This window comes from Vibrio sp. ED004, from assembly GCF_023206395.1.
GTDB lineage: Bacteria > Pseudomonadota > Gammaproteobacteria > Enterobacterales > Vibrionaceae > Vibrio.
This window is the reverse complement of sequence record NZ_CP066150.1, coordinates 1,371,877-1,385,975: the sequence shown is the minus strand read 5'-3', so window position 1 is coordinate 1,385,975 and position 14,099 is coordinate 1,371,877. Positions and strand designations below refer to the sequence as shown.

Genomic DNA, 14,099 nt, shown 5'->3' with positions numbered 1-14,099 from the left:
GGGCTTGTGAGTAGGATGTACGCAGCCAGATTGAATTAAGGGAAGACCTATGAACCATGCGCAACAAGCAATAAACCAACTGATTGAACAGACAGAGAAAAGTGTTATCGGTCAGAGTCACGTCGTTCGGGCTCTGGTAATCGGATTATTGACCAATGGCCATGTGCTTCTAGAAGGGCTTCCCGGCACAGCGAAAACACGCTCGGTCAAGTCGCTAGCGAATTTATTGAACACAAGCTTTGGGCGAATTCAGTTCACGCCTGACTTATTGCCATCAGATGTGACGGGTACCGAGGTGTATCAAGAGCTAGATGGCAAGCCGCAACTGCATTTCCAACCGGGTCCTATTTTCAATAGCATTGTTCTAGCCGATGAAGTGAACCGTGCGCCTGCAAAGGTACAAGCGGCACTGCTTGAAGCGATGGCGGAAGGCACGATAACCGTGGGTGGCCAAACTCATATCCTTCCAGACTTGTTCATGGTGTTAGCGACTCAAAACCCGGTTGAACAAGAAGGCACGTATCCGCTACCTGAGGCACAAATGGACCGTTTCATCATGAAAGTAACGGTCTACTACCCAGAAGACGAAGCGGAGCGTGACATCATTCGATTGGTGCGCAGTGAAGAGCTAGGCAGTGAGACAAGTTCAGAATTAGTCACACCACAGCATATTGAGCCTGAATTGGTACTTGAAGCTCGTCGCCAACTTCCTGATATTGCGGTCTCTGATTTAGTCGAGAACTACATTGTGGCCTTGGTGATGGCGACTCGTAAGCCAGAGCGTTACCCTGAATCAAACTTGTCTAAATGGATTGAGATTGGTTCAAGCCCACGAGCGTCAATCTCATTGGATAAATGTGCTCGCGCTTATGCTTGGCTACAAGGGCGTGACCACGTCACGTTAGACGATGTGCGAGCGATGCTACCAACCGTGTTAGGTCATCGATTCTCACTCTCTTATGACGCATTGGCCGATGGTGTTGACCATCAAAGAGTGGTTGAAGAACTGCTTGATAATGTTGAGATCGGATAACTAGGGGGCGTCATGGCGAAGCCAACACAAGCTCCCAAATCGCAAGGCCTTGATCCACGCTTATACTGCGACTATTCAAGGTTAGTGCGAATACAAGCTCAAGTTGAGTCGTTTTCTCTGCTGCCACATCTAAAGGCTGGCAGTGTATTGTCGGGTCGACATAATTCTCTATTCCGTGGCCGTGGGTTGAACTTCGAGGAGTTGCGTCATTACCAACTGGGTGATGATATTCGCAATCTTGATTGGAAAGTCACCATGCGAACAGGTAAGCCTCATGTTCGCAGCTATACCGAAGAGAAAGACCGAAATGTGATGATCTGCGTCGATCAGCGCAGCTCGATGTTTTTTGCATCTCAAAACACCATGAAATCCGTTGTGGCCGCTGAAGTCGCTGCATTGTGTGGATGGCGAGTGCTGAAAGATGGTGACCGAGTCGGCTTCGTTTTAGCCTCACACCAAAAGCTCTTTCATACCAAAGCGCAGCGTTCTCAATCGGACTTATTGGCTCAACTAAAACACCTCACCAAAGCCAATCAAAGCTTAGGTGTCAGTGTAAGCGACAGCGAAGGTGTTGGGTTTAGCCAGTGGATTGAACTGATAAAACGAATGAGATTAAAGCAATCGACCTTAATCTTTATTAGTGATTGGCGAGATTGCCAAGAGCAACATCTTGACCGACTAAAACAACTGCAGCAACACAACGACATCTTAGCCATTATGGTGACCGATCCATTAGAACAATCATTGCCTCAAGATCTGGCTAGCGCAAACTGGGTGGTGGGTGATGGTCGCTTTCAACTTAATCTGGATAGCCAATCTAAGGTTAACCTTGCAAGTGAAAGCCTTGCCCAAAAAGCGGCACTTCAGAAACAGTCGCTTGCTAAATTGATGGCGATGAAAAACCTTCCTTATATCGAATTAGACACCTCGGGCAATCACATATCACAGCTGCAAAAGCTGGTGGGAGGGCGCTAGATGGCCGTTGAACACACGCCTCCAAGTACTTATATCCTTCGCGATCTGCACGATGTCGCCATTCCCACGAGTGTGAGCTGGATGCCGCAAACCATTGGTTGGAAGATCCTCGGCATTATTCTGTTATTGGTCGCTATCTATCTGGCTTATCGTTTGGCGCTGAGATGGTGGAGTAACCGTTATCGTAAAGAAGCGCTTCAAGAGCTCATGGTATTGGATGCACGAGACAAGAACTCCACCGAACGAACCTTTAAAGTACTCAAAGTGGTGCTTCGCTACCTAGACAGCAGCAATGCCAAGCTGTTTGACCAAGCCTATGTCAACCGTTTGAATGCTTACCTGCCTGTTAGCGCCAACACCAGTGAAAACAGCAATGCGTTCTTTGCCGATGAAGTCTCGGAATTATGGATGCAGAGCTTAATTGACCCTAATGTCCGTTTGAGCTTTGAACAGCGTTTAGAGGTAATTCAAACCGCGATGATGTGGTTAAAAGTTCACAAACCGAATGTACAGGTAACGGCTGAGGGGCAAGACAATGTTTGATGTTTTATCTGCCAGCTTTGAATTTGCGCACCCGCTGTGGTTTATCGCGCTGCCTCTGCCATTGTTGGTTTACTTTGCAGTGCCAGCTTATCGGACTAAGCAAATGGCGATTAAGGTGCCATTTTTCCGAGAGCTGGTTGAAGCGATTGGGGAAGCGCCGTCAGAAGGTGCCAGCCAGTTAACACCAAGCTGGTGGCAACGAACCACACTGATTATTACTTGGATATTGGTCGTGTGCGCGTTAGCGAAACCAACCATTCTTGGTGAGCCACAGGTTCGCGAACAATTAGGTCGTGATGTGATGGTGGTTGTCGATTTGTCAGGCTCAATGGCAGAACAAGATTTTACCTCTCAGCAAGGCGATAAAATCTCTCGTTTAGATGCGACCAAAGAGGTGTTAGCCGATTTCGCGAAAACCAGAAAAGGGGACCGACTCGGTTTGATCTTGTTTGGTGATGCAGCGTTTGTACAAACGCCATTTACCGCAGACCAAGAGGTATGGCTTGAACTGCTTAATCAAACCGACGTGGCGATGGCAGGGCAAAGTACGCACTTAGGCGATGCAATTGGCTTGGCGATCAAGGTGTTTGAACAGAGTGAAAAGCAAAGTGCTGTCGTTCAAGATTCAAACGTCGATACCAACGAAAAAGAGAAAGTCGTGATCGTATTAACAGACGGCAATGATACAGGAAGCTTTGTTGAGCCTATCGATGCCGCAAAAGTCGCTAAGGCTAAGGGCGTTCGAATTCACGTTATTGCGATGGGCGATCCGCAAACCGTTGGAGAGGTTGCTCTGGATATGGAAACCATCAAACGTGTGGCTCAAGAATCTGGTGGCGAAGCCTTTGAAGCGCTTAACCGCGACGAACTGACCAAAGCCTATGCTCAAATTGGTGAGCTAGAACCTCAACTGTATGAGAGTACCACTTATCGCCCTAAACAGGGGCTGCACCATTATTTGATGGCGATTGTTGTAGTGATGTATTTGACCGCATTCAGCTTAGCAACGATACGCCGAAGATCGCTTCTCGCTTCTTCGGCTAAGAATTTGAAAGGAGAGAGTGATGCCTGATTCTCTCACGATACAACAGTTCTTTACCCAGTTTCATTTTATCCGACCATTGTGGTTGTTGGCCTTTATTCCAATGTTTTTTCTGTTATGGGTTCGTTGGAGAGAAGAGACAAAACTAACGTGGAAAGACATTCTACCTGCACATTTACGTGATGCATTGACGATTGGCGAAACAGGCTGGCGCAAGCAACTGCCGTTGAAGCTATTGGTGGTAATTGTGACTATCGCCATCATTATCTGTTCTGGCCCAACATGGCAACGTGAAGCATCGCCTTTTGGTGAAGACAAAGCGTCGATGTTGGTTGTGCTTGATAACAGTGAATCTATGCTTGCTAAAGATTTGCCTCCAAGTCGCTTGGAACGATCCAAGCAGAAAATTAGAGACTTATTGGCAGCTCGCAAAGGCGGTAACACTGGCTTAGTGGTTTACGCAGGCAGCGCACACGTCGCGATGCCCGTGACGCAGGACAGTAAGGTATTTGAACCGTTTCTTGCGGCTATCACACCCGATATCATGCCTGTTTCAGGTAAGTCAGCAGAAGAAGCGTTGCCACTCATAAATCAGCAATTGTCTGGTGAGTTAGGTTCGTCAGTGTTGTTGGTATCAGATGGTGTGAATCCAAGTACGACGCGAGCTTTTGAAACTTTTTTCAACGAAAACCCATATCAGTTGCTTATTTTGGCTGCCGGAAATAGCGATGTGGTGAGCGATAACCCTGTTGACCTCGATTCATTGCGCAATTTGGCGAATAAGACAAGTGGTCGAGTGATAGAGGTGACCGTTGACGATTCGGATATTCGACAACTGAATCAAGCCGTTGAAAGAAACATGCAGCTTAACGGCGAGTCTTCAATGCCTTGGAAAGACATGGGATACGGTCTGCTTATTCCAATGGCGATCATCATGTTGTTGTGGTTTAGAAAAGGGTGGTTGGTTCAGTGGTGTGTGGTTGGTGTGCTGATTACGGGTTCCTTCTATTCACCGGATACCTTGGCGAAAACGGTCAGCTTAACCGCGGATAAACCCGTAGTTGAAGAGTCCCTGACGGTTTGGGGTAAAACAGCACAATGGTGGTGGGATTTATGGCTAACGCCTGATCAGCAAGGACAACGTTTATTGAATCAAAAGGAATACCTTGAAGCCGCCAAGCATTTTAAGGACCCAATGCGAAAGGGCGCGGCTTATTACTATGCTCGTGATTTTAAGCTCGCTCACAGTGCATTCCTGCAAACCAAAACTGACCTTGGTTTGTACAATGCAGCCAGTGCGTTAGCTAGGCAGCGTGAATACCTTGCGGCGCGAGACCTTTTGAAGTCACTAAGCGAGAAAGAGGATCTTTCACCTGAACTAAGAACGGATGTGGAGAACAATCTTGCAGTGCTTAGCGGGATTGTCGAAGAGGTAAACCGAACCAGCGAAAGCCAGTCTGGAACCACAGATGGCCCTGAAGAATCTTTAGAACTCGAAGACGATCAGCCGCGAACGGGTGATGGCGCCGAAGAAGAAACGGTAGCGGAATTGATGCTCAAGGAAACGCTGAACGCCAATGAAATCTTGGGCAGCCAAGAGCTTGCCGACAAGTGGTTAAAACGCGTCGAAGCGGATCCTAAGTTCTTCTTGAAGTCTAAGTTCCAAATTCAGTTAAGAGATCCTGCACCATCTATTGAACAGGCGCCAAAACAGGAACAGACATCAAAACAGGAGCAAACACAATGAGTCGATACGATTTAGCTCTTGAAGCGATTCAATCAAAGCGAACGCGATTCACAGCTCGTACATGGTTGTTGTCGATGACTCTTATGTTGAGTTGGTTTTTTCCTGCTGTTGCTTCTGCTGCCGATATCTTCGATTTGCAAAAAAGTGGTGACGTTGAGCTTATCGCTTGGGTAGGTGAGAAACCCAAGTCAGGCGACAAGATAACGCCGACCAAAGTCAGCGTAAATGAGCAGGTCATTCTGAACATTGAGGTGGCGACACCGCGCTGGTTAACAGGCGGCACTCGAATTGGCAGTATCGAAATCCCTAACGTGATCGCTAAGCAGCGTAACCAACTTGCGACGAACTACACAGAAAGAGTCGGTGGTACTACATGGTCACGTCAGCGTTGGGAAGTGACGCTTTATCCGATGACTTCCGGTGAGTTTGTTATTCCAACCGTGCCGGTTCGTATCCAAGTTTCTGCTCCTGATGGTTCAAACGTGGGTGGTACGCTTTATACGCAGCCGATCAAGTTTGAAGCCTCACTACCTTCAGGTTTATTAAGTGATGAATCGCCTTGGTTTTCTGCGACAGATGTGGATGTAGAGCAGCAATGGCAGCGTTCGAATGAAAACTTGAAAGTTGGCGATGCGGTTACTCGTACTGTGACGATCAAAGCGAAAGACAGCTTGTCTGTGTTACTGCCAGATGTGTTAAACAATGAATCGACTCAGCAATATCAAGCTTACCCACAGCCAAATCGTTTAGACGATACACAAGAGCGCGGTGATTATCGTTCTAGCCGAGTTGAAGAGACGGTATATGTGATTCAACAAGGTGGTGAGTTTACGCTGCCAGAGTTTTCATTTCAGTGGTGGGACAGCAAAAATCAACGCCTTGAAAACGTGGTGATAAAAGGCGAAGTGTTTGAAGCCAAACACACAGTCCAATCTTTCATCAAGGCCTACATGTCGGTGTTTATTAGTGTGGGTTTGGCTCTGTTAGTCTGCATTGCGTTGATTGTTTCCGTTAAGCGTTACTACGCAAATCGTCCAACACCAAGTTGGTTGGTATTACGTCGTTTACTCAAGCAAGGTAATTGGTCTGCATTGAGAACCTTTGTCTATCGTGAGTTACGAACTCAAACTAGTCAGCTAGAACTAGGTAAAGCCCAACTGGGTAAATTGAATGGACAAAAACGTTGGGTGGAAGACAGCGAAGCACTTCAACAAGGGCATGAAGATAAAAACGTATTCGTTCGTTTGTGGAGAGGGTTACGCAACCTACCCAGTGACCAATCAAACTCAAGCCATGCTCGTTCAATTTTCGCCCGCTTGAAAATCCCTAAAGCCTTGCCAGACTTAAAAGATAGAACTAAGTAGCAAACTTTAGTTATTCGCATCGAACATAATCGGCAGGTTCTCTACTATAGGGAATCTGCTTCTTTAATATGGAACTGTATGAAAAGTACCGAGCTAAATTTAATTCCTATATTTGTCGCTATCTATGAAGAGCAGAACTTATCAAGAGCTGCAAATCGTATGGATATAAGCCAACCGGCTGTGAGCAAGGCGCTTGCAAGGTTGAGAGATATCTATGATGAGCCACTGTTTCACCGAACCACTTCTGGCGTAGAGCCGACCACATTTGCTATTGATATCTATCCTGCAATGGCCGCTGCGCTTAAAAACTTTACTTCTACCTTATCCGCATCAAGAGACTTCGACCCTAAAACTTCAGGCCGAGTGTTTTCAATTGCCTGCGTCTCGGCGGCGAGTTATGAAATGATGCCAAGAGTTATGCAGTTAATCAGCCAAGTTGCACCTGGCATCGCACTCGAAGTTCACCCTCTGTTTACGGAAGACTACGAGTCTGATTTAAGGCTCCAAAGACACGATGTTATTGTCGATATGACGCCAAAAGGAAGAACCATGCTTAAGCATGAGGTGATTTCTACAGAGGAGCTAGTAGTGGTGTGCCGCAAAGACCATCCTATTGTGGGCGATACTATCGACATGGAACAGTTCCTTTTACTTGAACATGTGGTCGTATCTCGTTGGCATGCACGTAAAAGCTTATTGAGCTCTGAACACTACAGTGACCTAGAAAAACGTAGAATAGTCTATCGTGCTGCGGGTGTTGTCGAGATGCTACCTGTTATTGAAGGGTCTGATTACATCGGGGTGTTACCTATTTCATCCGTGCGTTGTTTTTCTGAAAAGTACGCGGTAAAAACACTGCCATTACCCTTCGAATTAGAAGACCTCGATATGTGTATGATTTGGCATCCAAGCCGGACTAATGAACCAAGCCATAAGTGGTTACGAGCTAAGATCAAAGCGGCAGCAAAAGAGTTATCAAGTTAGCCTATACAAGGACATAGCCATGGAAAGCATTCGCGCGATTTTAAACGGAAAGAAAGCCAATTTCCCGGAGTTAAGGCAAGCCATCTTTGCGGCGAGGGACAATGATATTGACCTGCAAGTTAGAGTGACTTGGGAATCGTCGGATATGTTCCGTTTGGTAAGCGAGGCAATATGCGATGGTGTTAAGCGTCTGATTGTGGCGGGTGGCGATGGAACGGTCAATGAGGCCGTTAACGCACTTAACCAGTTTCGTGCTAGCGAGAGGCCGCAGCTTGCTATTATTCCCATGGGAACCGCGAATGATTTTGCGACCGCAATCGGAATTCCTTGCGATATTGCTCAGGCGTTTACGCTTGCTTTAGAAGGGAATGCGTTTGCGGTCGACAGTGTTCGTGCCAATGATCGTTATTTCATGAATGTTGCTGCAGCGGGTTTTGGCGCCGAAGTGACGGCCGAAACGCCCGTTGAACTTAAAGACTTTCTTGGTGGTGGCGCATACACGCTAACCGGTGTGGTCAAAGCGCTAGGGTTTAAACCTTACAGCGGTACCTTGACCATAGATAAAGGCACTTTTACGGGCGAAATTCTGGTGGGGGCGTTTTGTAATGGTCGCCTCGCGGGAGGTGGTCAAGAGCTTGCGCCCAATGCGCTAATTGATGATGGCTTGATGGATCTTACTTTGGTCAAGGCATTCGTTGCGTCTGATTTACCGAAAGTCATCGAAGAGCTCAAACACCCCGCTGACGACGGTCAATACGTTGTTCACACTCAAGCGCGTTGGTTGGAGATAGATTTCCCTCAGCCATTGCCCATTAACCTTGACGGTGAACCTTATCGATCCAACCAAATACGTTTTGAGGTCATGCCATCCAGCATTTGTTTGGTGCTGCCCGATAGCTGTCCTTGTTTGGTGAAGAACCAGTGAAGGCACTTAACTTATATTGATTCAATCTATCCGCTATTGATTAAAAGAGCCGCTTATCTGTTTCGACTGAATCAGTCTGAATATGATAAACGGCTCTTTTCTTGAGTGGGTGCTGGATTCGAAATCTAGATGACGAAACCTAGATCAGGAAACCTTAGAGATTGAGTCTAGTCAGTGATCTCTTGTAGTACCTCTCCAATTGACCCACTTGGTTGTGTGATCCCCAGTTTGTTTGAAAGCGTCGGGGCAATATCGTATGGCGTGATTGCACGCGAGACCTTCTGAGCTTCAACATCGTAGCCTGCGAAGATAACCGGTACATGTGTGTCGTATTTCCAAGGAGAACCATGAGTCGAGGCAATTTGCAGGCCTTCCATGTCGTTAATGTAGCTACGCGGATCGAATACCACATACACATCGCCTGAACGAGCAGGGTGGTAGTTGTTTTTAATTAGCTGCATCACATGCGTATCCGGCACTCGGTTAGCCACAATGTCACTACTTGATACAGTAAACGCAACACCTTCCACTTTTGCAATCTCATCAGCAATGACTTCTTGTACCTTAGCCAGATCAAGCTTCTTCTCAGCGATCAGACCATGATTCAGATAGATGTAAGGTTGTGCGTACAAGCGAATCGCGTCTTTGGTTAAACCAAATTCATCCTTCAATCGTTTCTCAACACCACTCGAGAGTAGTGTGTCTTTATTGAAGTATTGAGCTTGATTGAAACCAAGCGCATTTGCCGCAGGTGAAGATTCAGGAACGCCGTGGTCGGCAGACAGCACAATCAATGTGTTTTCTAGCCCGACTTGGTTATCCACGGTTTTGAAAAGCTTAGCGAGAGTCTTATCAAGTCGGATAAGGTTGTCTTCTGTTTCTAGGCTTTCAGGGCCGTAAAGGTGCACCACGTAGTCGTTTGAAGAGAAACTTACAGACAGATAATCAGTCACGTCACTTTGGCCAAGCTTCTCTTGCATCAACAAGGTGCTAGCGAAGTTTTCCGTGATCTCGTCACCAGCAGGGCTGACGGTTAGGGTGGTGCTGTAGTACTTGTAACTTGCCGGGCCGTATGGGTGAGGGAAGGTACGTTGGAAATCACCGAGTTTCACTTTGTGCTCGGTATCGTGTTCTTGCAACGTGTATTTCTCACGCGGTAATGAGAGCTCCCATTTCTGTTTGGAATACTGAGCAGCAATCGCTTTCTCGTTCCACCGTGATACCCAATCTGGATACTCGTCGTAGTAATAGTTACTGGTGACAAACTCAGATTGTGCTTTGGAGAACCAGAAGGCTTTGCCACTGTGTCCTGCCAATGAGATTGCGCCGCGGTCTTTCACAGAGACACCGAACACTTTTGATTTGCCACTATTGGAAATCGTTAGCTCATCACCAAACGTGGTGGAAAGTATTGGCTCTGGAGAGCGACCGTCGCCTTGTGCTGTCTTCTGCGTTGGGTCTATTTCTGTTGCTTTATCGACACCTGCACCAGAGGTCAGCATTTGGTAGTTACCGTCTTCTACGTTATACACCAAACGTTCTTCGCTACGGTCATACCAAACATTACCTACCATGCCGTGTACGCTCGGTGGAGCACCTGTTGCAAGCGACACATGGCCCACGATCGTTTCCGTGTTGCCATGTTGGTAGTTTGCGTTGGTGTAGTAGGTACCATCATCCATTAAGTACCGGAAACCGCCTTCACCGAAGTTGTGCTTATATCGTTCGATTAGATCTGCGCGCAGGCCATCTACCGTGATTTGAAGGACTAGATTTGGCTTTTCCGCAGCTGAAGTTGGAAGAGCGCAGAGTAACGCGAGGGTTAGTCCTGAAAGCTTGGTGTATTGCATAGAGTTTCCTTATTTACTGTTGCCGCTGAGTTCTAATGTTTGGCCAGATTTCTAACGTTTGAATGGTACTAATCGTACTTTTAGTATTGCTGGTGAAGGTTATTGAACTGATACCTTCGGTATCTTTAGTTAGTTCGTATCTTTAACTAAACGCAAACCCATATCTGACATAGTGATCGATTGGCTTGCGAAGTCACGACGGTAACTTTCAGATTCATTTTCGTCATAAGCAAAGCTGCCACCGCGAACCGATTTGTGTGATAAACCGACGTCGCTGTGTTTTGCGTTGTTAGGGTTGTCTGTTGGACCGAATCGGTAGAAGGTGTCATCGAAGGCATCGATAACAAACTCGCCCACGTTTCCTGTCATGTCATATAAGCCTAGTTCATTTGGTTTCTTTAGCCCGACTGGATGTGCGCTATTTTTAGAATTTGCTGAGTACCACGCAACATCATCTAAGTTATTGGAACCACTGTAAGTATAGCCTTTACTTTTATTGCCACCTTTGGCTGCAAATTCCCATTCAGCTTCAGTCGGCAGACGGTATTCTTCACCCGTTAGTTCATTCAACTGCTCGACAAAATAGTTTGCTTGTTGCCAGCTAAGGTTATTGACCGGAACTTGTGGGTTTTGGAAATAACTGAGAGATGAACCCATCACCGATTCGAACAATTCTTGAGTCACCTCAAACTTCGCAATATAGAAACTATCTACAGTTACATTACGTGCAGGACGCTCTGCTTTGGTCGCTTCTGGATCGTTCGACCCCATGGTGAATGTGCCGCCTTCAACCAACACCATCTCTTGGTCAATTTGTTGGGCGATGGGGTGTGTAGGCACGCTTGCACAGCCACTCAGAAGAATAGTCATGGTGACGCTGCTCATTGTTGCTAACTGTTTGTAATTAAGAAATTTCATCACGTGCCTCAGATGTTCGAAATAGAGTCTAATTCTAACGTTTAAGGTCATTCCTATTGGTTATAAAGGGTATAACATGCCACCTGATCGAATAGGAATTATGATGGGTCCAGAATACTAAAATAGGTAGGTAAATCATGCATATTACTCAAGGTCCACAATATAACGGTAAAGCGTCTAAGCGTTTGCATGTCATGGCTAAGCCGATTGGCGCAGCGTGCAACATTGACTGTAAATATTGTTACTACCTAAGTAAGCAAGATTTGTTGGAGTACAAGAAAGGCAGTTCTCCAAGAATGGATGATGAGACGTTAGAAACCTACATCCGACAATACATCGAAGGTCAAAACACGCCAGAAATTATCTTCTCATGGCAGGGCGGCGAACCGACAATGCTAGGTTTGGCGTATTTTGAACGCGTGGTTGAGCTACAGAAAAAGTACCAACCTGAAGGTGTATTGATTTCAAACGATTTACAAACCAATGGTACTTTGCTGAATGATGATTGGGCTGAGTTTCTTGCGAAGAATAACTTCCTGATCGGTTTGAGTATTGATGGTCCTGAAATGCTGCACAATGCCTATCGTGTTAACAGAGCTGGCCGTGGCACATTCAAACAAGTGATGGCGGCTGTGGATCTGCTGCACAAACACCAAGTGAAGTTCGCAACGCTTACCTGTGTGAATAACCTCACCAGTCAAAATGCACTTGAGGTCTATCGCTTCCTACGTGATGTGGTGAAGTCACCGCAAATGCAGTTTATTCCTATCGTTGAACAGAAAACGTTCCGAACGGTTGCACCACAAACATCCCAAGTGAGCGAGCAGCTCAAACAAGGCGACAAACGCCTGATCCCCGGCCATAAAGATTCGATCATGGAATCTTGGTGTGTGTCGGACTTGGCTTGGGGTAATTTCCTTATTTCTGTATTTGATGAGTGGGCTAAGAACGACATCGGTAAGGTGTTTGTTCAGTATTTTGAAGCGAGCGTAGAAACATGGATTGGGCGTCCGAACCCATTGTGTACCTTGAACGAGATATGCGGAAAGGGCTTAGCAATGGAGCCAAATGGCGATGTTTTCTCATGCGACCATTATGTTTACCCTGAATACAAGATTGGTAATATTCATCACGAGAAACTTGATGATTTGGCGTACAGCGCACCACAGCAAAAGTTTGGTTTTGCTAAATCCCGCACACTGACCAGTCAATGTCAGCAGTGTGATTACAAGTTCGCTTGTCATGGTGAGTGTCCAAAGAACCGCTTTATCAAAACTCGTGCAGGCGAACCGGGCTTGAACTACTTATGTGCAGGTTGGCATAAGTTCTTTTCTCATGTCGATAAGTCGATGGCGTACATCGCTCGTGCGATGGGGCATCCAGTGGCTCATGGCAAATTCAGCGACTCAGTGTTGATGGCGCATCGAGCAAAACAGGCTCAACAAGCTACGTTCGAGACCAAGTTTTAACTCGTTCTTTGAGTTAACAGGCCCACGAAAAATTTAATCAGATACGAGTCTAAGGACAGGCTAAGTTCTCCAATTTAAGGTAATACTATGATGAAGAAGAGTTTAGCGACGGCTGTTGCTTTATTGGTTTCAACGTCCGCATTGATTTCAACGTCTGCGATGGCTGCGAATAGCGTTCAACAAACGGTTGACGCACCGGCACAAAATATCAATCAAGTGCTTGAAATGACGGACACTCAAACCCGTATTCAGCAGTTGTCTTACATGGCGCAAGATCAGAATCAATCTGTTGAAAATCGAACTGGAGCACTGCAAGCGCTTGCTTCATACCCAAGCCAAAATGCGCTGGTGGCGGTGGCAAGAGGCTTAAAAGATCAAAACCCTGAAGTTCGTGAAGCGGCGGTTATCGGTTCTGAACCTTACCAACTTGAGCATCGTTGGGCGCTAGTTTCACCCCTGCTAAAAGACAGCGATACCATGGTTCGCCACACGGCAACGTCAAACCTAGTCCGTGACTTCAATGCGTTAGATGATGAGCAAAAAGCACAAATTGAACCACTAGTCACAGAGCTAATTAGCTTCTTGGAAACGCAAGAATCTGAAAAGTACCAATTACTGTTTGCTGATGTGCTTCGCTGGCACAACGACTGGGATAAGGCGGAAACGGTTTATCTAGAACTGATCAATACGCATCCAAAAGATGCGCAAGTTTGGTTGAGCTACGCAGATAATTTTCGAGCTCAGAACAAAGATAAGCAAGCAGTCGAAGTATTAGATCGTGGTTTGGAGAGCGTGCCAAATAACGCCGCTCTGCATTATTCGAAATCGCTGACTCTGGTTCGCCTTGAAGACAAAACTGCGGCAGCCAAAGAGATTGAAGTGGCTGCGAAGCTAGCGAAAGATAACAGCTACTACTGGTACCTAAATGGGGTATTACAAGAAGAGCTCGATATCGATAAGTCGACTAAATCGTTCGAAAAAGCGTATTTGATCTCTGGTTCTCCAGAGCAGTTATACGCGGTATGCGATATCTACGTACGCTACGGCAATGAAAAGACCGATGATTGCTTAGGTGAGCTAGGTAAAGTGGCTCCTGACTACGTTATTGAGCAGTTGAAAGAAAAGCGAGTAGCGCCAAGTTCATAATATTCTAATGAGTAAATAGCGAAGCCGATAATGAAATGCCAGTCGACACGTTCGACTGGCTTTTTCGCATCCATGAACTGCTTAGATAAGGCTCAAGCGACTA

General features: G+C 46.4%; 12 protein-coding genes. 10 read left to right on the top strand and 2 right to left on the bottom strand.

What is annotated here, in order from left to right; translation table 11 throughout:
* Nucleotides 1–49 precede the first annotated feature (49 nt).
* The 8 genes from ITG10_RS23550 (at nucleotide 50) to yegS (ending at nucleotide 8,613) form a co-directional block, all read left to right on the top strand.
* Entirely contained in the window at nucleotides 50–1,033 is a 984-nt protein-coding gene (locus ITG10_RS23550) for a MoxR family ATPase (protein WP_017632579.1), read from the top strand.
* Nucleotides 1,034–1,045: 12 nt separating this feature from the next.
* Nucleotides 1,046–2,008, top strand: coding sequence for a DUF58 domain-containing protein (locus ITG10_RS23545; protein ID WP_017632580.1), 963 nt, complete (start codon nucleotides 1,046–1,048; stop codon nucleotides 2,006–2,008).
* Nucleotides 2,009–2,551 carry a DUF4381 domain-containing protein gene (locus ITG10_RS23540; RefSeq protein WP_017632581.1) on the top strand — a complete coding sequence of 181 codons (543 nt, stop codon included), beginning with the start codon at nucleotides 2,009–2,011 and terminating at the stop codon, nucleotides 2,549–2,551.
* Complete coding sequence (locus ITG10_RS23535; protein ID WP_017632582.1) at nucleotides 2,544–3,623, top strand: VWA domain-containing protein; 1,080 nt, start codon at nucleotides 2,544–2,546, stop codon at nucleotides 3,621–3,623. The genes ITG10_RS23540 and ITG10_RS23535 overlap by 8 nt, the downstream gene beginning before the upstream one ends.
* Nucleotides 3,616–5,340: a VWA domain-containing protein gene (locus ITG10_RS23530; RefSeq protein ID WP_017632583.1), complete on the top strand. Its 1,725-nt coding sequence runs from the start codon at nucleotides 3,616–3,618 to the stop codon at nucleotides 5,338–5,340. The genes ITG10_RS23535 and ITG10_RS23530 overlap by 8 nt, the downstream gene beginning before the upstream one ends.
* Nucleotides 5,337–6,704 (top strand): BatD family protein, encoded by a 1,368-nt coding sequence (locus ITG10_RS23525; protein ID WP_017632584.1) that lies wholly within the window; start codon nucleotides 5,337–5,339, stop codon nucleotides 6,702–6,704. Before ITG10_RS23530 ends, ITG10_RS23525 begins: the two co-directional genes overlap by 4 nt.
* Nucleotides 6,705–6,782: 78 nt before the next feature.
* Entirely contained in the window at nucleotides 6,783–7,688 is a 906-nt protein-coding gene (locus ITG10_RS23520; RefSeq protein WP_248386945.1) for a LysR family transcriptional regulator, read from the top strand.
* A 19-nt stretch (nucleotides 7,689–7,707) separates the two neighbouring features.
* Nucleotides 7,708–8,613, top strand: coding sequence for a lipid kinase YegS (yegS, locus tag ITG10_RS23515; RefSeq protein ID WP_017632585.1), 906 nt, complete (start codon nucleotides 7,708–7,710; stop codon nucleotides 8,611–8,613).
* Between the two features lie 167 nt (nucleotides 8,614–8,780).
* Here the strand turns inward: yegS and ITG10_RS23510 are convergent, their stop codons facing one another.
* Together ITG10_RS23510 and ITG10_RS23505 are read right to left on the bottom strand one after the other, a co-directional pair.
* A complete protein-coding gene (locus tag ITG10_RS23510) occupies nucleotides 8,781–10,463 on the bottom strand; it encodes an alkaline phosphatase family protein (RefSeq protein ID WP_017632586.1) in 1,683 nt (560 codons plus the stop codon).
* A gap of 129 nt (nucleotides 10,464–10,592) precedes the next feature.
* Nucleotides 10,593–11,381: an SUMF1/EgtB/PvdO family nonheme iron enzyme gene (locus tag ITG10_RS23505; RefSeq protein WP_017632587.1), complete on the bottom strand. Its 789-nt coding sequence runs from the start codon at nucleotides 11,379–11,381 to the stop codon at nucleotides 10,593–10,595.
* A 137-nt stretch (nucleotides 11,382–11,518) separates the two neighbouring features.
* Between ITG10_RS23505 and ITG10_RS23500 the strand changes: the two genes are divergently transcribed.
* Together ITG10_RS23500 and ITG10_RS23495 are read left to right on the top strand one after the other, a co-directional pair.
* Entirely contained in the window at nucleotides 11,519–12,850 is a 1,332-nt protein-coding gene (locus ITG10_RS23500; protein WP_248386944.1) for an anaerobic sulfatase maturase, read from the top strand.
* An 87-nt stretch (nucleotides 12,851–12,937) separates the two neighbouring features.
* Nucleotides 12,938–13,996 (top strand): HEAT repeat domain-containing protein, encoded by a 1,059-nt coding sequence (locus ITG10_RS23495; RefSeq protein ID WP_017632589.1) that lies wholly within the window; start codon nucleotides 12,938–12,940, stop codon nucleotides 13,994–13,996.
* The last annotated feature ends 103 nt before the right edge of the window (nucleotides 13,997–14,099 follow it).